The sequence below is a fragment of the Streptomyces sp. NPDC002809 genome (genome assembly GCF_040295435.1).
GTDB lineage: Bacteria > Actinomycetota > Actinomycetes > Streptomycetales > Streptomycetaceae > Streptomyces.
Genome location: NZ_JBEOVJ010000030.1, coordinates 20,753 through 38,392, shown reverse-complemented (window position 1 = coordinate 38,392; position 17,640 = coordinate 20,753). Strand labels below are relative to the sequence as shown.

At 70.6% G+C, this 17,640-nt stretch carries 15 protein-coding genes; 7 read left to right on the top strand and 8 right to left on the bottom strand.

The window, feature by feature from the left end; translation table 11 throughout:
• Positions 1–243: 243 nt before the first annotated feature.
• Entirely contained in the window at positions 244–1,125 is an 882-nt protein-coding gene (locus ABT025_RS19590; RefSeq protein ID WP_350995772.1) for a chaplin, read from the top strand.
• An 89-nt stretch (positions 1,126–1,214) separates the two neighbouring features.
• Here the strand turns inward: ABT025_RS19590 and ABT025_RS19585 are convergent, their stop codons facing one another.
• The 5 genes from ABT025_RS19585 to ABT025_RS19565 form a co-directional block, all read right to left on the bottom strand.
• Positions 1,215–2,150, bottom strand: coding sequence for a dihydrodipicolinate synthase family protein (locus ABT025_RS19585; RefSeq protein ID WP_350995641.1), 936 nt, complete (start codon positions 2,148–2,150; stop codon positions 1,215–1,217).
• Positions 2,147–3,154 carry an oligopeptide/dipeptide ABC transporter ATP-binding protein gene (locus tag ABT025_RS19580; RefSeq protein WP_350995638.1) on the bottom strand — a complete coding sequence of 336 codons (1,008 nt, stop codon included), beginning with the start codon at positions 3,152–3,154 and terminating at the stop codon, positions 2,147–2,149. The genes ABT025_RS19585 and ABT025_RS19580 overlap by 4 nt, the downstream gene beginning before the upstream one ends.
• Complete coding sequence (locus tag ABT025_RS19575; RefSeq protein WP_350995635.1) at positions 3,151–5,124, bottom strand: dipeptide/oligopeptide/nickel ABC transporter permease/ATP-binding protein; 1,974 nt, start codon at positions 5,122–5,124, stop codon at positions 3,151–3,153. The genes ABT025_RS19580 and ABT025_RS19575 overlap by 4 nt, the downstream gene beginning before the upstream one ends.
• Position 5,125: 1 nt before the next feature.
• The gene (locus ABT025_RS19570; protein ID WP_350995632.1) at positions 5,126–6,076 is read right to left on the bottom strand and encodes an ABC transporter permease; all 951 of its coding nucleotides are present in this window, start codon (positions 6,074–6,076) and stop codon (positions 5,126–5,128) included.
• A gap of 205 nt (positions 6,077–6,281) precedes the next feature.
• Complete coding sequence (locus ABT025_RS19565; RefSeq protein ID WP_350995629.1) at positions 6,282–7,877, bottom strand: ABC transporter substrate-binding protein; 1,596 nt, start codon at positions 7,875–7,877, stop codon at positions 6,282–6,284.
• Between the two features lie 169 nt (positions 7,878–8,046).
• Here ABT025_RS19565 and ABT025_RS19560 point away from each other — a divergent pair, with 169 nt between their 5' ends.
• From ABT025_RS19560 to ABT025_RS19540, 5 genes are all read left to right on the top strand, one after another.
• Complete coding sequence (locus ABT025_RS19560; protein ID WP_327708209.1) at positions 8,047–8,766, top strand: FadR/GntR family transcriptional regulator; 720 nt, start codon at positions 8,047–8,049, stop codon at positions 8,764–8,766.
• Between the two features lie 172 nt (positions 8,767–8,938).
• Positions 8,939–9,940: an acetylxylan esterase gene (locus tag ABT025_RS19555; RefSeq protein WP_350995621.1), complete on the top strand. Its 1,002-nt coding sequence runs from the start codon at positions 8,939–8,941 to the stop codon at positions 9,938–9,940.
• A 30-nt stretch (positions 9,941–9,970) separates the two neighbouring features.
• Complete coding sequence (locus tag ABT025_RS19550; RefSeq protein ID WP_350995619.1) at positions 9,971–11,254, top strand: GDSL-type esterase/lipase family protein; 1,284 nt, start codon at positions 9,971–9,973, stop codon at positions 11,252–11,254.
• A 66-nt stretch (positions 11,255–11,320) separates the two neighbouring features.
• Positions 11,321–12,757, top strand: coding sequence for an exo-alpha-sialidase (locus ABT025_RS19545; RefSeq protein WP_350995617.1), 1,437 nt, complete (start codon positions 11,321–11,323; stop codon positions 12,755–12,757).
• Between the two features lie 108 nt (positions 12,758–12,865).
• Positions 12,866–14,056 carry an FAD-dependent monooxygenase gene (locus ABT025_RS19540; protein WP_350995615.1) on the top strand — a complete coding sequence of 397 codons (1,191 nt, stop codon included), beginning with the start codon at positions 12,866–12,868 and terminating at the stop codon, positions 14,054–14,056.
• A 14-nt stretch (positions 14,057–14,070) separates the two neighbouring features.
• On the opposite strand, the gene ABT025_RS19535 is transcribed toward ABT025_RS19540, so the two are convergent.
• Complete coding sequence (locus tag ABT025_RS19535; RefSeq protein ID WP_350995613.1) at positions 14,071–14,754, bottom strand: ABC transporter ATP-binding protein; 684 nt, start codon at positions 14,752–14,754, stop codon at positions 14,071–14,073.
• The gene (locus tag ABT025_RS19530; protein WP_350995611.1) at positions 14,751–15,875 is read right to left on the bottom strand and encodes an ABC transporter permease; all 1,125 of its coding nucleotides are present in this window, start codon (positions 15,873–15,875) and stop codon (positions 14,751–14,753) included. Before ABT025_RS19530 ends, ABT025_RS19535 begins: the two co-directional genes overlap by 4 nt.
• A 116-nt stretch (positions 15,876–15,991) precedes the next feature.
• Between ABT025_RS19530 and ABT025_RS19525 the strand changes: the two genes are divergently transcribed.
• Positions 15,992–16,582, top strand: coding sequence for a TetR/AcrR family transcriptional regulator (locus tag ABT025_RS19525; RefSeq protein WP_350995609.1), 591 nt, complete (start codon positions 15,992–15,994; stop codon positions 16,580–16,582).
• Between the two features lie 255 nt (positions 16,583–16,837).
• Here the strand turns inward: ABT025_RS19525 and ABT025_RS19520 are convergent, their stop codons facing one another.
• Positions 16,838–17,533: a FadR/GntR family transcriptional regulator gene (locus ABT025_RS19520; protein WP_350995607.1), complete on the bottom strand. Its 696-nt coding sequence runs from the start codon at positions 17,531–17,533 to the stop codon at positions 16,838–16,840.
• Positions 17,534–17,640: the final 107 nt, after the last annotated feature.

Here is a 17,640-nt window from a genome sequence, read left to right as displayed (position 1 = left end):
ACGTCGGGCGAACGCACATACGTAATCCGTCCGGGTGGTCACAGGATTCTCACTGGTTCCACGTTTCCCCGTCACTTCACCGTCGTTATGGGTGTCGTCAAGCGCGCCCGACGGGACGTCCATCCAGCAGAACTGGCAGGCCCGACGGTTACTGCACCGCCTGATGAACGAATTGCGGGTCAATACCGCCCGCGCGAAATGTCCCAGGAAAGGGCACCCATGCGAAAAGCCTTGAGTAAAAGTGTGCTCGTCATGGCGGCGGCGTCAGGCATCCTGACCGCCTCCGGCGGCTACGCATTCGCCGACGCCTCGGCCGACGGCGCCGCACTCGGTTCGCCCGGTGTGGGTTCGGGCAACGCCGTGCAGGTTCCGGTGCACATCCCGGTCAACCTGTGCGGGAACACGGTCAACGTGATCGGTGCGCTGAACCCCGCGTTCGGCAACGAGTGCGAGAACGAGGGCGGCGACGCCGAAGCCGGCGACGCCCAGGGCGCGGACGCCCACGGTGTCGCCGCCAACTCCCCCGGCGTGCTGTCGGGCAATCTGATCCAGGCACCGGTCGACGTCCCGGTCAACGTCTGTGGCAACACGGTCAACGTGATCGGTGCGCTGAACCCCGCGTTCGGCAACGAGTGCGAGAACGAGTCGGGTGGTGGCGACACTCCGACGCACCCCAAGCCCCCGAAGCCGCACAAGCCCCCGACGCACCACCACGACCACGACTGCGCCTGCCAGCCCGGCCACCACCACAACCCGCCGAAGCCGCCGAAGCCCCCGAAGCCGCACAAGCCCCCGACGCACCACCACGACCACAACTGCCCTCCCAGCCACCACCACAACCCGCCCACCCACAACCCGCCGACGCACAACCCGCCGACGCACAACCCCCCCACGCACAACCCGCCGACCCACAACCCGCCCACGCACAACCCGCCCACCCACACGTGGCACCCGCACAACCCGCCGACCCACACCTGGCACCACACGCCGCCCAAGCACCACAAGCCGCCGCAGATGGCGCACACCGGTGCCAACGGCAACCTGGGCATCGCGGGTGGCGCCAGCGCCGCCCTCGTGCTCGGTGGTGGTCTGCTGATGCGCCGCAGCCGCGCCTCGCAGAAGTGACGTAGCCCCGCACACGAAAAGGTCCGGCCGGACAGCAAGAAGCTGTCCGGCCGGACCTTTTCACGTCCGGGCGCCGGTTCCCGCGACCGTCAGGCCAGGGAGAGTCCCGCGCGGTCGAGGCACTCGGCGATCGTCGCCGTCTCCGCGGCGTCCAGCCTGCGCATCGGCGGGCTCATCACGTTGGTGGCGATGATCCCGCGCAGCATCAGCGCGGTCTTGAAGGCGCCGAGTCCGGCCGCCGTGGCGGACGCGGTACCGGGACGGGCGGCTCGGATGATGTCGAAGAGCGCGACGAGACGGTCCTGCTCGTCCTTCGCCGCCGCCCAGTCGCCGCGGACCGCGGCGTGGTGGAGGCGTACGTACCCGTGCGGGTCGACGTTGCCCAGCCCCGGGACCGAACCGTCGGCGCCGCCGAGCATCATCGCGTCGACGACCAGCTCATGACCGGTGAGGACGGAGAAGTCCGGCAGCTCACGGGCGCCGATGACGAGCCGGCGGAACGACCCGTCGTCGCCGCTGGAGTCCTTCACCCCGGCCAGCACCCCGTCGGCCGCCAGCGGCAGCAGCAGTTCCGGGTCCAGCTTGCTGTGTACGCAGACCGGCACGTCGTACGCCAGGAGCGGCAGGTCGACGGCAGCGGCAACGTCCCTGAAGTGCCGGTCGATCTCCAGGTCGTGGGTGCGGGTGTAGAACGGCGCGGTGACGACGACCGCGTCCGCCCCGAGCTCGGCGGCGCGCTGCGCACGCTCGATCGCCCGGTTGGTCGTGGTCTCGATGGCGCCGACGAGGACCGGCACCTGGCCGGCGGCCGCCGAGGTGATGACCTCGATGACCTCGTCCTGCTGTCCGGGCGTCAGATAGGCGGTCTCGCCGGAGCTGCCGAGGGCGAAGAGCCCGCTGACACCGCCGTCGAGGAGGTGCCCCACGACCCGCTCCAAGGAGGGGCGGTCGAGCTCGCCGTCCGCGGTGAGCGGGGTGACGACGGGCGGGATCACTCCCGAATAGCGGGGGGTTCGGGCGGTCATGCGGTGCTCCTTGCGGACGGTACGGGGGTCGGGTCCCCGGAGGGGGACGCGGGGGTCTGGGGGTGGACGCAGTGCCAGCGGTGCTCGCCGGACCCGAAGGTCTCCGCCGGGAAGACGGTGGAGCACTCGTCGTCGGCCTTCCAGCAGCGGGTGCTGAACGGACAGCCGGGCGGCGGGTTGGTGGCCGAGGGCACCGGGCCGGTGAGCACGATGCGCTCGGTGGTCTCCAGCAGGCTCGGGGTCGCGGAGAGCAGTGCCTCGGTGTACGGATGCGAGGGGGCGCCCGCGACGTCCGCCGCACGCCCCTCCTCCACGATGCGGCCGAGGTAGAGGACGGCGATGCGGTCGGCGAGGTAGCGCACGGTCTGGATGTCGTGCGAGATGAACACCATGCCGAGGCCGAGGCGTTCACGCAGGTCGACGAGGAGGTTGAGGACCTGGGCGCGGACGGAGACGTCGAGCGCGGAGGTCGGTTCGTCGGCGACGATCAGCTCCGGTTCGAGGGCCAGGGCCCGCGCGATGGCGACGCGCTGGCGCTGGCCGCCGGAGAGCTGGCCGGGCAGTGCCGCCAGGGTGTGTCCGGGCAGGCCGACCAGGTCGAGGAGTTCCTCGACGCGGGCCTCGCGCTCCTCGCGGGTGCCGCGGCGGTGCACGTCGAGCGGGTCGCGCAGGATCTGGCGGACCGTGAGCCGGGGGTTGAGCGCGGTGGACGGGTCCTGGAAGACGACGCCGACGGCGGAGCCGAAGTCCTTGCGCCGCTCGGCACCCGTCATGTCCCACAGGTCGCGCCCGTGGAAGAGGACCTCGCCCTCGGTGGGCTTCTGCAGCCCGGTCAGCACCCGGGCGAGTGTCGACTTGCCGCAGCCGGACTCGCCGACCAGGCCGACGATCTCGCCGCGCTTCACCTCCAGAGTGGCGTCGGTCAGCGCGTGGACGGCGTCGCGGCTGAAGAGACCTCCGCTGCGTGCCTTGTGGCGTACGTGAACGCCGTTGAGCCTGATCACAGGGCGCTCCCTTCCAGCTTCTTCGCGGCGGCCTCGGCCGGGTGGTGGCAGGCGAAGCCGTGGTCCAACGCGCTGCCGCGCCCGGTGAGTGCGGGGGTGGTGGTGCGGCAGAGGTCGGTCGCCGCGCCGCAGCGGCCGGCGAAGCGGCATCCCGCTCCGAAGCCCTGGGGTGCGGGGACGACGCCGCGGATCTGGTGGAGCCGCTCGGCGCCGGCCTCCAGGGAGACGACGGAGCCGAGGAGACCGCGGCTGTAGTGGTGGGCGGGGTCGGTGAGGACCGACCGGGTGTCGCCGACCTCGGCGAGCCGTCCCGCGTACATCACCGCGACCCGGTGGGAGAGGTCGCCGACCAGGGCGAGGTCGTGCGAGACCAGCACCATGGCGAAGCCGAGCTCGTCGCGGAGCCGGATGAGGAGTTCGACGACCTGGGCCTGGACGGTGACGTCGAGGGCGGTGGTCGGCTCGTCCGCGATCAGGAGGCGGGGGCTGCGAGACAGGGCCATGGCGATGAGTACGCGCTGGCGCTGACCGCCGGAGAGCTCGTGCGGGTAGCTGCGCAGGGTGCGCTCGGGCGAGAGGCCGACGAGCTCCAGGAGCTCGGCGGGGGTCTTCGTACCGCCGCGCGAGGTCAGCTGCTTGAGCTGGGTGCCGACGAGCACGGAGGGGTTGAGGGAGGAGAGCGCGTCCTGGTAGACCATCGCGATCTCGGGGCCCATCAGGGCACGGCGTTCCTTGGGCGGGAGCTTCAGCAGGTCCCGGCCGCGGTAGAGGATCTCGCCGCTGACCTCGGCGTTGCGGGCGAGGAGGCCCATGACGGCGAGGCTGGTGATGGACTTGCCGCAGCCGGACTCGCCGACCAGGCCGAGGGTTTCGCCCTCGTGGACGGTGAAGTTCAGCTTGTCGACGACGGGGATCTCGCCGTAGCGGTCCGGGAAGCGGATCGCCAGGTCGCGGACGACGAGGAGTTCGTCGGCGTCCGCGCGGACCGGGGTGATGGTGGGCTCGGTGGCGTTGATGTGCTGGGCGAGCTTGCCGAGGGCCGCGTCGATGTCGACGGTGGCGGCGGCCTCGACCGGGTCCGGCGCGGTGGTCGCGGTGGGGTCGGCGGCTGCGCGGGCGCTCTTGGGCGCGGCGGAGGCGTCGGTGAGGCCTTCGGAGAGGATGTTGAGCGCGAGGACCGTGATCAGGAGGGCGAGGCCGGGGAAGAAGGTGGCCCACCAGCCGCCCGCCAGGAGGATCTGCCGGCCGTAGGCGAGCACGCTGCCCCAGCTGGGGTCGGGGTCCTGCACACCGGCGCCGATGAAGGAGAGGCTGGCCTCGAAGATGATGGCCTCGGCGACCATGACGGTCGCGAAGACCATGACCGGGGCCATGCAGTTGACGGCGACATGGCGGAACACGATGTACGCGCGCCGGGCACCGATGACCTTCTCGGCGGCGACGTAGTCCTCGCCGTACTGGGAGAGGACGTTGGCGCGGACCACCCGGGCCAACGACGGGGTGTACACGAAGGCGATCGTGAAGATGATCACCGGGATGCTGGTGCCGAACACGGCGACGAGGACGGCCGCGAGCGCGATCGGCGGGAACGACATGATGACGTCGAGGGTGCGCATGACGGACTCGTCGCCGAGCTTGCGCGAGGTGGCGGCGAGCGAGCCGAGCAGGGCGCCGGCGACCAGGGCGCAGGCGGTCGAGCCGAGGCCGATGACCAGCGAGTAGCGCGAGCCGTGCAGGACGCGGGCGAACACGTCGCGTCCCGCCCGGTCGGTGCCGAACCAGTGGTCCCCGCTCGGGGCCTGGACGGGGGTGCCCGTGGTCAGGGGGTCCTGGGTGAGCAGGGGCGCGAGTACGGCGCCGAGGATGACGACGATCAGGACGCCGAGGGCGACGCGGGAGGTTACCGGGAGGGCGCGGAAGGCGACGCCCGGTCGGGAGAGCTTTTTGGCCAGACGGCCCGTGGCGAACATGTCACACCGTCCTGATGCGCGGATTGACCAGCAGGTAGAGCAGGTCGACGATGACGTTGACCACCAGGAACGCGATGGCGATGGTCAGTACGGTGCCCTGGACCAGGGCGATGTCGCCTCCGGTGACACCTTCGAGGATGAGTTTGCCCATGCCGGGCAGGTCGAAGATCGCTTCGATGACGACGGCACCGCTGAGCAGGTAGCCGACCTTGACGCCGAGCACGGTCAGCGGAGTGACGAGGGCGTTGCGCAGCACCGAGCGGATGACGAGGAAGACCGGCAGGCCGTTGCCCTGGGCGGTACGCACGTAGTCCCGGTCCAGTTCGGTGACCATCGCGGTGCGGATGAGGCGGGCGAGGGACGCGGCGACGGGCACGGCGAGCGAGACGGCGGGCAGGATCATCGTCTGGAGCCACCCGCCGAACGAGTCGGCGATGTTGGTGTATCCGCCGGTCGGGAAGATCTGGGTGTTCAGGGCGAACTGCTGGATGAGCAGGACGCCGAGCCAGAAGGACGGAACGGCGACCCCGGCCATGGACAGGACCCGGAAGAGCTGGTCGGGCCAGCGGTCGCGGTACATCGCGCCCAGGACGCCGCCCGCGACGGCGAGGACGATGGCGATGATGAGCCCGAGAACGGTGAGCTGGAGGGTGAGCGGGAAGGCGGCGGTGATCCGGTCGATCACGGGCTGGCTCGGCGGGACGGTCGAACCGAGATCGAAGTGGATCAGTTGGCCGAGGAAGTGGAAGTAACGCACGGGCAGCGGGTCGTTGAGCCCGTTGGCCTCGGCGAAGGCCTCCCGGGCCTCGGGGCTGGCGCTCTCCCCGAGCGCGTTGTAGGCCGGGTCGACCGGCGAGAACTGCAGCACCACGAAAACGAGCAACGCGATACCGAGGATCATCACCGGCATCATCGCGACGCGGCGCAGCGCGAGCCGGAGAAAAGCAACCATCGTCGGGTTCCTTGCGATTGGGCGGTCATCCGGTCCGGGGCACCGGGGTGGTCGGTGCCCCGGACCGGGTTGTCGGGCGCGCGGCGGGCTGCGCCGGTCCGTGGTCTCCTGTCCGGTCCGGGCCTGGACCAGACAGGAGCACTGGGTGCCCGGCCGTACGGCGGTCTGTGCGGGGACTGCCGTACGGCCCGGCGGGGATCGCCGGTCAGGCGGGGCTGACGTCCAGGAAGGACAGGCCGGTGGTCGGCAGCGGCTTGAAGCCGGTCAGGCCCTTCTCGTTCCAGGCGGTGGGCAGCTTGCGGTGGAGGATCGGGTAGAGCGGCACCTCGTCGGCGACGACGTCGGTGATCTGGCCCCACAGCTGCTTGCGGGTGGCCTCGTCGCCGGCCTGGGCGGCCTTGTCGAGGAGCTGCTTGACCTTCTTGTACTCGGTGGTCTTGGACCAGCCGTAGCGGTTCTCCGGCCAGAAGCCGTAGTAGAACCAGCGCAGCAGCAGGTCCGCGTCGTTGCCGAAGACCGAGGGGTCACCGGGTGCGACGAGGACCTCGAAGTCACCGCTGTCGACCTTGGCGTACTGGGCGGCGGACTGGGCGATGCCGAGGGTGGCCTCGATGCCGGCCGCTGCCCAGCTCTCCTTGATCAGCGGGGCGATGTCCTTGACCCAGCCGGTGTCGGTGGTCAGGACGGTGAACTTGAGGTCCTTCACCCCGGCTTCGGCGAGCAGCTTCTTCGCCTTGGCCACGTCGTGCGTGTAGACGGTGGAGGCCTTGTGGTAGTCGGGGTGCGTGGTGGGGACGTATCCCGTGGCGGCCGTCGCGTTGCCGACCATGGCCGTCTTGATGATCTTCTCGGTGTCCAGCGCGTAGTGCAGGGCCTGGCGGACCCGCTTGTCGGCGAACCGCTTGTCGGCGGTGTTGAACATCAGGAAGAGCAGGCCGAAGGACTGCACGGACTCGGTCTTCGCCGAGGCGGAGAGCCCCTTCACATCGATGTACGGGACGTCCTCGATGGCCTGGACCCGGCCGGACTGCATGGCGCTGACCCGGGCCGACTGGTCCGATATCAGGCGCCAGACCATCTTCTTGGCCTTGGCGGGGTGCGTGCCGTTGTACTTCTCGTACTTCTCGAAGACGATCTTGTCCTCGCGGGTCGCCGAGACGAACTTGTACGGCCCGGAGCCGACGGGCTTGGCGTCGAATCCCTTGACGTCCGCCTCGACGATCTTCTTCGGCACGATCCGCGCCACGGCGATGCGGGACTGGAAGAGCGCGAAGGGGTACTTGAGCTTGAACTCGACCGTGGAGGCGTCGACGGCCTTGACGGTGTCGATGAAGGGCACGAACTGCGCCATCAGCGAGGCGTTCTTCGGGTCCAGGATGCGTTCGAAGCTGAACACGACGTCGTCGGCGGTGACGGCCGATCCGTCGTGGAAGGTCGCGCCCTTGCGGAGCGTGGCGCGGTACGTGGTGGCGTTGATCTTCTTCGGCATCTCGGTGGCGAGTGCGGGCCGTGCCACGAGTGTTGCCGGATCGAGATCCACCAACCCCTCGAAGATGTGCATATTGGCGGCGTACGGGGTCGCGCCCGAGGTGATCATCGGGTCGAAGCCGGTCGACAGCGGGTAGGACAGACCGGCCTCGATGAGGTCGCTGCCGCTGCCCTTGTCCGTCGAGCCGTTGGCGGTCGAGGACGGACCACCGCAGGCGGAAAGGCCCGCCGTGATGGCGGCCGCGGCACCAACGGCACTGGTGTAACGCAGGAAGGTGCGGCGCTCGACACCGGCTGATCTCAGCTCGGGCACGGGTCCTCCAGGGACTTGAGGTAGGGCGTCAGGGGCAGAAAACAGGGGTCTGGCACAGGCTCACGGGGACCGCGGCACCTGAAGCATCAGACGTCAGATGTCTGATGCCTTGATAGCGTGGGAACGTAGCTTGACAATCGAGAGGGGTCAAGAGGTGGGGAGTTCACATATGTCCGGAACGAGGCCCGGCCGGCAGCTGCTCCGGCAGGAAGTCGTCGACGGCATCAAGCGGTACATCCTCGAGGAGAGGCTTCGTCCCGGGGACCCGCTGCCCACCGAGCCCGCCCTGTGCGAGGCCCTCGGCGCCAGCCGCTCCAGCGTCCGCGAGGCCGTCAAGATCCTCAACGCACTGGACATCGTCGAGGTCCGTCACGGGCACGGCACCTACGTCGGCCGGCTGAGCCTCTCCGCGCTGGTGGAGAGCCTCACCTTCCGCGGACTGCTCTCGCCCGACGACGACTTCCAGGTGATGTCCGACCTGGTCGACGTGCGCGAGCTCTTCGAGCGCGGGCGGGCCGACCGGATCGTCTCGCTGCTCACCCCTGAGCAGCTGGACACCCTGGACGGCCTGGTGGCCACCATGCGCGCGACCGGGGCCCAGGACGGGAACGGCTTCGTCGCCGCCGACCGCGCCTTCCACGCCCTGCTCGTCGCCCCGCTCGGCAACGATCTGATCGGGCAGCTCTCGATGGCGTTCTGGGACGTGTACGCGATCGTCGCACCGCACCTGGACGGCTTCACGCACAGCGACGAGACGGAGACGATCGCCGCCCACCAGAACATCGTGGACGCCGCCAGGGCCGGCGACATCACCGGGTTCATCAAGGCGCTCGGCGAGCACTACGCCCCCGTCCGGCGCCGCATCTCCGAGGCCCGCGCCCGGCGCTGAGCCGCCCGCCTGGGCCCCCGGACCGACGGAACCGTCCCGGGGGCCCTTGACGGCCCCCGCAGCGGGTGCCTAGGGTCCGTGTGCCGACAGGACATCTGACGTCATCCGTCTGATGACCGGTGCAACACCTCGCACATGGCATTCCCCGCCGCGCCCCCAGGAGGGCACCTCCATGCCGTTCACGGACCTCTCGCTCGCGGACTGCCGCGACTACCGGCCGACGCTTCCCGTCCCTGCGGACTTCGACGCCTTCTGGTCGCGGACCCTGGACGAGGCCAGGTCCTGCGTGACGGACAAGCCGGTGTTCACGGCGGTGGAGACCGGGCTCACCCAGGTCCGTACGTACGACGTGACGGTTCCCGGCTTCGCCGGACAGCCGGTGCGCGGCTGGCTGCGGATGCCGGCCGGGGCGGACGAACCGCTCGGCTGCGTCGTGGAGTTCCTGGGGTACGGCCGCGGGCGGGGACTGGCGCACGAGAACCTGCTGTGGGCCTCGGCCGGTTACGCGCACCTGCTGATGGACACGCGCGGCCAGGGCTGGTCGGCCGCGGGCGGTGACACCGCCGATCCGGACGGCGGTGCGGCCGGAGTCGTACCCGGCTTCCTCACCCGGGGCATCGAGAGCCCCGAAACGTACTACTACCGGCGGCTGTTCACCGACGCGGTGCGCTGCGTCGACGCGGTGCGCAGCCGGCCCGAGATCGATCCGGACCGGATCGTGGTGACCGGGGTCAGCCAGGGCGGCGGAATCGCGCTGGCCGTCTCGGGGCTGATCCCGGGGCTGGCCGGGGTGATGCCGGATGTGCCGTTCCTCTGCAACTTCCGTCGTGGGGCGGAGATTGCGGGCCGCCCGCCGTTCACCGAGATCGCCGAATACCTCAAGCTCCACCGCGACCGCACGGAGTCCGTCTTCGCCACGCTGTCGTACTTCGATGCCGCACTGCTCGCCACCCGGGCCACGGCCCCCGCACTGTTCTCCATCGCGATGATGGACGACATCTGCCCGCCCTCCACCTGCTTCACCGCCTACAACGGCTACGCCGGACCCAAGGACGTACGGGTCTACGAGTTCAACGGGCACGAGGGCGGCGCGGAGTACCAGCAGCGGGAACAACTCGTCTGGGTGCGCTCCCTGTTCGCAGGCCTGCCGTCGGGGCAGGCCGGCCGCTCCTGACCGGAGGCACCTTCCGTGCGCAGACGTTCCATGCTTTTCGCCGCAGGCGCGGCAGCCCTGAGCACCCAGCTCGGCGGCCGCGCCTTCGCCGCCGCTTCGAGCAGCGGCCCGATCCTGGACCACGACACCCCCGTGGACCTGGACGGCAGCGAGTACGTCGACCTGTCGAACCAGGCCGGCGTACTCGCCCCGCTCACCGCGGGAACCATCGTCGTCACCTTCCGCACCACCAGCCACAACCAGGCGATGACGCTGATCAGCGCCTCGGACCCGACCGCCCCCTCCTCCAACATCACGCTCAATCTGAGCGGCGGCGCCCTTCAGTTCTCCGTACGCGAGAAGGGCGCGGTGCTCATTAATGTCATGACCCGGACACGTTACGACGACGGGCTGCGCCACACCGTCGCCGTCACGGTCGACGCCTCGGGCACCAAGCTGCACGCAGGCGGGCGCACGGTCTTCGAGACGTCCCAGCACGCCTTCTTCGGGAACGTCTCCAAGCCGACCGCTCTCGCGCTGGGGCGCAACACCGACAGCGACCACCCCGGGGGCGAGTGGTTCTGCACCGGCACCATCGAGCGGGCCGCCGTCTGGGACCGGGTGCTGAGCGAGACCGAACTGGTCGCGCAGAGCCCCCGCCCCGATCTCGCCGACCTGGGCCGGATCTCCACGATCCTCAACAGCAACACCCCGGCCACCTGGGTCATCACGGGTGACAGCATCACGCACGGCGCACTGCACACCAACGGCTGGCGCAGCTACCCGGAGCACTGGACGGAACGGGTCCGCTGGGAACTGGGCAAGCCGAAGAACCGCGACTTCGTGATCGATTCCGGGGTGAGCGGCGCCACCAGCGCCGAACTCGTCGCACAGTTCGGCGAGCGGGTCACCGCCTTCTCGCCGCACGTCGTCTCGGTCATGATCGGTACGAACGACATCGCGACGTCCGGCCTCGGCCTCGACACCTACCGGGCCAACCTGGTCTCGCTCGTCCGCTCCGTGCGGGCCCTGCCCGGCTCCCCCGTACCGCTGCTCCAGTCGCCCAACCCCGTCGATCCGGCGAAGTGGCCGGGCCGGGTGAACCTTTCGCAGTACGCGCAGGTCATGGGCGAGGTCGCGGCGCAGGAGAGCGCCGTCTTCGTAGACCACTACAACGACTGGCTGAGCGGCAACGGCGGCCAGGTCCCCCTGCCCCTGCTCAATGACGGGCTCCACCCCAACGAGCGGGGTCATCACCACATCGTCCTGAAGATGATCAAGGAACTGCGGATCTTCGACACGGGCAGCCGGGTCTGCACCCTGAACATCCCGTAGCCCCGGCGCACCCCCAATCTCCCACCCTTCGAGAAGCCCCACCCCTTCCGAGAAGAGAGATCGTCCATGCAGAGAACAGTCCCGTTCGCCCTGCTCGGTGCCGCCCTGCTGGTGGTCACCACGACCGGCACCGCCCAGGCCGCGGCTCCCGCGCCCGGCACGCTCACCTCCCAGGACCTGACGGTCGACGGGGTCGGCTCCCCGCACTACCGCATCCCGGCCCTGACCACCTCGGTCAAGGGCACTCTGCTGGCCGCCTACGACGCCCGTCCCACGCTGGGCGACCTGCCCTCCAACATCAGCGTCGTACTGCGGCGCAGCACCGACGGCGGCACGACCTGGCAGGCACAGCAGGTGGTCCGCGCCGACGCCGCGCCCAACGGCTACGGGGACCCGAGCCTGATCGTCGACCGCACCACGGGCCGGATCTTCCTGTTCTACGCGGCCGGAGTGAACCAGGGCTTCTTCGGCTCGGCCACCGGCAACGACGAGACCGACCCGAACGTCCTGCAGGCCGACTACAGCTACTCGGACGACGACGGCCTGACCTGGACCCACCGCCGGATCACCAAGCAGATCAAGAACCCGGCCTGGGGCGGCATGTTCGCGGCGTCCGGTGAGGGCATCCAGCTGCGCAACGGCCCGCACAAGGGCCGGCTGATCCAGCAGTACGCCATCCGCAACAACGGGGCCAACTACGCGGTCAGCGCGTACAGCGACGACCACGGCGAGACCTGGAGGACGGGCACGCCGGTCGGCCCCGGCGGCGACGAGAACAAGACCGTCGAGCTGAACGACGGCACCATCATGCTCAACAACCGCTCGGCGCCGTACCGGACGATCGCGTACTCCTCGGACGGCGGTGTCACCTACACCCCGTTCGTCCAGGACACCGAGCTCCCCGACCCGGCGAACAACGCCTCGGTCATGCGCTACGCCCCCGACGCCGCGGCCTCCGACCCGCAGTCCTCCTGGCTGTTGTTCAGCAACACCGAGGCCACGTCACGGCGCAACCTCACGGTCAAGATGTCCTGTGACAACGGGAAGACCTGGCCGATCAAGAAGGTCGTCGACTCGGGCGCCGCGGCCTACTCGACGCTGACCCGGCTGCCGGACGGCCGGCTCGGGCTCCTGTACGAGCGGGGCAACGCCGAGCACATCACGTACGACTCGTTCGACCTGAAGTGGCTCGGCGGCACCTGTGCCGACATCACGATCACTCCTCCTGCGACCCTCAAGGCGGGCACGAGCGCCCAGGTGACGGTCCGGGTCGTCAACCGGATGGACGTCACCCGCAGCGCGGGCACCATCGACCTGGCCGTGCCGAGCGGCTGGACGGCCAAGCAGACCGCGTTCCCCGCGACGAGGCCCGGTGAGGGAGCCAACGTCAAGGTCCCGGTCACCGTGCCCGCGGGCGCGTCGGGGAACGCCACGCTCACCGCCACCTACCGGGCGGACGGGAAGCAGGCGTCGGGCAGTGCGACGGTGACCGTCACGCCTTAGCCCGAACGAAGGCCCTGCGTCCAGCCGCCACGGAGCGGTTGGACGCAGGTTGCCGCCACCCCGTTCAATGGGCGCCACACGCAGGTCTCGGAGCAACCGGAGAAGGCGGTGGCGGAAGTGGCAGGAGCCCGATTACGCATCGGAGTGGTCGGCGGGAGCGTCGCAGGCTGTGCGGCTGCGATCGCGGGGGCCAGGGCAGGGGCCGAGGTCACGGTGTACGAGCGCAGCGACGGGGCGCTGGAGGACCGGGGGTTCGGCATCGTCGTCCCGCCGCCGCTCCACGCGGAACTGGTCGCGGCAGGCTATCTGGACCCCGGCATGCCGACGGCCCCGGTGCGCTCGCGGGTCTGGCTCACCCGGGAACGGGGGCGGCCCACCGCACGTGAACTGGCCAGACAGGAAGGCGCGGTGACACCCTGTCACTGGGGACTGCTCTGGCGCGCGCTGCGTGCGAACGCCGACGGCGTCACCTACCACCGGGGCCGGCCCGTCACCGAGGTGCTGCGTCATGCCTCGGGCGGCGCCGTGATCCGTACGGCGGACTCGGAGGAGTGGTACGACATCGTCGTCGGCGCGGACGGCCCGCGGTCCGTCACCCGCACGGCCGTCGCCCCGGAGGTCCAGCCGGTTCCCGCGGGATACGTGGTGTGGCGCGGCACGCTGCCGCTCGACGCGCTCGCCGGACACCCGCATCAGCTGGAACTGGTGCGAACTGCCTGGCTCATGCTGGGATTCCGTGGTGGACACGGCGTGTTCTACCTGATCCCGGGCCCTCTCGAGGGGTCCCGGCTGCTTGCCTACGCCATCTACGGTCCCCCTCCCCCGCCGTCGTGGGGCGCCGGGCGCGAGGAGTACGTGCGGCACGTGGCCGAGGAGCACTTCCCGGCGGACTGGGCCGAGATCGTCGGCCGGGGTGCGCACACCTCCCTGGCCTGCCACGACGTCGCCGACTTCCATGTGCCCCGGGTCGCGGAACCGCCGTTCCTGCTGGCGGGCGACGCGGCGAGCATCACCCGGCCGCACACCGCGAGCGGCGCGACCAAGGCGCTGCAGGACGCGCTCTGCCTGGAGCGGGTGCTGCGTGCGTCGTCGTCCGCTGCCGAGGCACTGCGCCGGTACGCGGACGAGCGGTCGGGCGAGGGGGCCCGCCTGGTCGCCCTGGGCCGCAGGCTGGGGCACGCCATGGTCGAACGGACCCCGGACTGGGCGGCGATGGGCGCTGCGGAGGTGGCGGCATGGAGCCGCGCCACGCTGAACGGCGCCGACAGCTATCTGTACAGCGACGTCCAGCGGGACTGACGTGAGGGAGCGTCTCAGCGGCCGGCCGGGGCCGCGTCGGCGGTCAGTGCGGCCATGTCCACGACCCGGTCGGCGGCCTCCGCCACGGCCGGGTCGTGTGTCGCCACGACCGTGACGCAGTTGTCCTGGTGAGCCCGTTCGGCGAGGAGCATGGCCAGGTCACCGGCCTGGGAGCGGTCGACGGCCGCCGTCGGCTCGTCGATCAGCAGCAGCTTCGGCGAGAGGAAGAGCGCACGGGCCAGGGCCACCCGCTGGCGTTCGCCGCCGGAGAGCTGTTCGGGGCGGTGGCGGAGCCGGTGGCCGAGCCCGACCCGGGTCAGGGCCTCCTCGGCGCGGGAGCGATGTGCGCGCGGGCGTTCGCCGCTGATGTACACGGCGGCGAGCAGCTGATCGGTGGCGGTGAGGCCGGAGAGCAGGTTGCCGCTCTGGAACATGTAGCCGATCCGTTCCCGGCGTGCCTTGGCGCGTCGGGCGTCGGTGAGCCCGGCGAGGTCCTCACCGTCCAGCAGGACCTGCCCGGAGGTGGGCCGCAAGAGTGCGCCCGCGACGGCGAGCAGCGTGGACTTGCCTGAGCCGGACGGGCCGACGAGAGCCGTCATCCGGCCGGGCTCGAAGGTGACGTCGAGCCCGTCGAAGACGGTGGTACGGGCGTCGGTACGGCCGAACGTGACGGTGACTCCGGTCAGTTCGAGGCTCATCGGTTGGCTCCCAGCATGGTCAGCGGGTCGGCTCGGGTGACCCGGCGCAGAGTCAGGGCGGTGCCCGCGAGGCCCACGGCCGCGACGGTGCACATGGTGGCGGTGAGGGTCGTGGCGGGCAGGCTGAACGGCACCTGTTCGCCGACCAGGAGCCCGACCGCTCCGGCGAGCGCGGCGCCCGCCGCGGTGCCCAGGACGACGACCAGGGCCGCCTGGAGGACGGTGTGGGTGAGGAGCCTTCTGCGGGAGGCGCCCATGGCGCGCAGCAGGGCGAGTTCGGGCTGCCGTTGCACGGTCCACACGGCGAAGAAGGCGCCGACCACGAGCGGGGCGATCAGGTAGAGGAAGACCTGGATCGAGTTCATGGTGACGCGCTCCCCGGTGTAGCCGGGAGCCGCCTCGTACGCCTTCTCCTTGCTGAGCGTGGTGGTGGAGTACCGCGCGTCGAGGTCGGCGGTGGAGGTCCCGTCCGGCGGGGTACGCAGGGCGAGGGCGCTGAACTGGCCGGGGATCGCGGTGGTCCGGGAGGCCGGAGCGCCCGGGGTGCTGAAGCGGATGCGCTGCCAGGTCTTCAACGGGACGTAGGCGACGGGCACATGCCCGTAACTGGAGCGCTCGGTCCGCCCGACGACGCGCAGTTCGATGCCGAGCCGGTCGATGACGAGGGTGTCGCCGACACGCACGCCCTCGTCTGCGAGCTTGGCGGACATCACCATGCTGTCCGCCGCCGCACCGGAGAGGCCGTCGCCCTCGGTGACCGGGGGTGCCAGGAAGGAGCCGGGTTCGACGCCGAAGGCGGCGAGATCGACCTCGGCGCCACGATTCGTCGTGCCGCGGGTGATGGAGACCCCCAGCGGAGTCGTCTCCGTGTCCGCGTCCGCACTCCAGGCGGCGGCGGTCTTCTCGTCGAGGAGACTACGGGCGAACTGGTCGGACCGGGCGTCCGAGGAGAAGACCAGCTGCGAGGCGGGCAGGCGGCGCAGCGCGGAGATCGTGTCGTCGCCCAGACCGGTGGTGAAGCCGGAGACGATGCCGACGAGTGCGGCGACGAGCACCACGACGGATCCCATGAGCAGGAAGCGCCCTCGGGCGGCGCGCAGCTCCAGCAGAGCGAGGAACACGGCGGTTCCCTTCGGTGGGTCGATGTTAGGGACGGTGTGTCGCCAACATAGATGATGGGGACGCCGCGTCCCCAAGTGGGGGTCGTCATGGCCGCCCGGGCTTCTAGACTGGGCCGGTGCCCAGGATCAGAGCCGCCACGGTCGCCGAGCACCACGCCCAGCAGCGACTGGCCCTGGTGCGGGCGGCACGCGAACTGCTGGAGAGCGGTGACGCCGACGCCGTGACCTTCACCGCGATCGCCAAGGCGACGGGCCTCGCCCGCAACAGCGTGTACAAGTACTTCCCCGGCAGGCCCGAGCTGCTCGCCGCGGTCGTCGAGGACGCGATGCCCCGCTGGACGGACGCCATCCGGGCCGGCATGTCGGCGGTCGGTACGCCCGAGGAGAAGATCGCGGCCTACGTGTCCTCGCAGCTGGACCTGGTGCGCGGCGGGGAACACCGGATCGCCCAGGCGCTGGCCGGGGTCCGGGACGCGGCGGTGGTGCGGGAGAGCGCGGTGCGCGCCCACCGGGAGCTGCTGACCCCGCTGATCGGCGCACTGACGGAGCTGGGCGAGGAGGATCCGCGGCGCACCGCGCTGCTTCTGCAGGGAATCGTCAACGCGGCCACGACGGCGATCGAGAACGGCGACGACCCGGTCGCGGTGACGGACCGGGCGGTACGCATGGCCGTCACCGCGATCACCGGGACGACGCCGGAGCGGTGAGAGCCCGGCCGGTGCCGGGCACGACACCGTGACTACCGGAGCGGTGAGAACACGGCCTGCACCCGGCACGACACGGTGGCTACCGGACCGGGGAGAACACGGCCGGTGCCGGGCACGACACCGTGGCCACTGGACCGGGAAGACTTCCAGCCATGTGCGGATGCCGTCGAAACGGGTGCGCATCGCCCTCACCGCGAACACCGGGACGACGCCGGAGCGGCAAGAGCCCGGCCTGCACCCGGCACGACACCGTGGCTACCGGACCGGGGAGGCCTCCAGCCGGGTGCGGATGCCGTCGAAGTGGGTGCGCATCGCCCTCACCGCGCGCAGGCCGTCGGCCGCCGCCACGGCCTTGACGATCTCGCTGTGCTGGGCGCAGGTGACCCAGGGGTCTTGGTGGCCGTCGTCGAAGTCCTCGCGCACCCGGTCCATCGCGGCCCAGAAGGCGTCGAGCACCTCGCTGAGCAGGTGGTTGTCCAGCGAGGCGTAGAGCGCGAGGTGGAACGCCCGGTCGGTGGAGCGTGCCACCCGGCCCGTGCGGGCCTCCTCCTCCATCTTCTCGACCAGGGCCCGCAGCACTTCGATGTCCTCGTCCGGGACACCGGCCGCGACGGCCCCGACAAGACCCGCCTCCAGCGCCTCCCGCACCTTCATCAGCTCGGCCAGCCCCGGCTCGCCCTGCCGGTGGCGGACGGCCGCGCGGAAGGCCAGCCCCTCGGCGAACGGCGACAGGGAGAGCGAGCCCACGAACGTGCCGTAACCCCGGCGGATCTCCACGACATTGACCGCCTGGAGCGATTTCAGCGCCTCGCGCACCGACACCCGGCCGGCCCCGAAGAGCTCCATCAACTCGGTCTCCGTGGGCAGCGCGTCACCAGGCGCGAGCCGTCGCTCCAGAATCAGTTCCTTGATCCAGCGCTCGATGTCCTGAGCCATGGTGGGCCGCGCCACAACATCCTCCTGAGGTGCCGTTGCCCCTTGACCGTTCCCAGGAGCATCTGATTAAGGTGAGCCAGACATAGGACATCTTACGTCTCATGTCTCGATCCGGGTAGCCG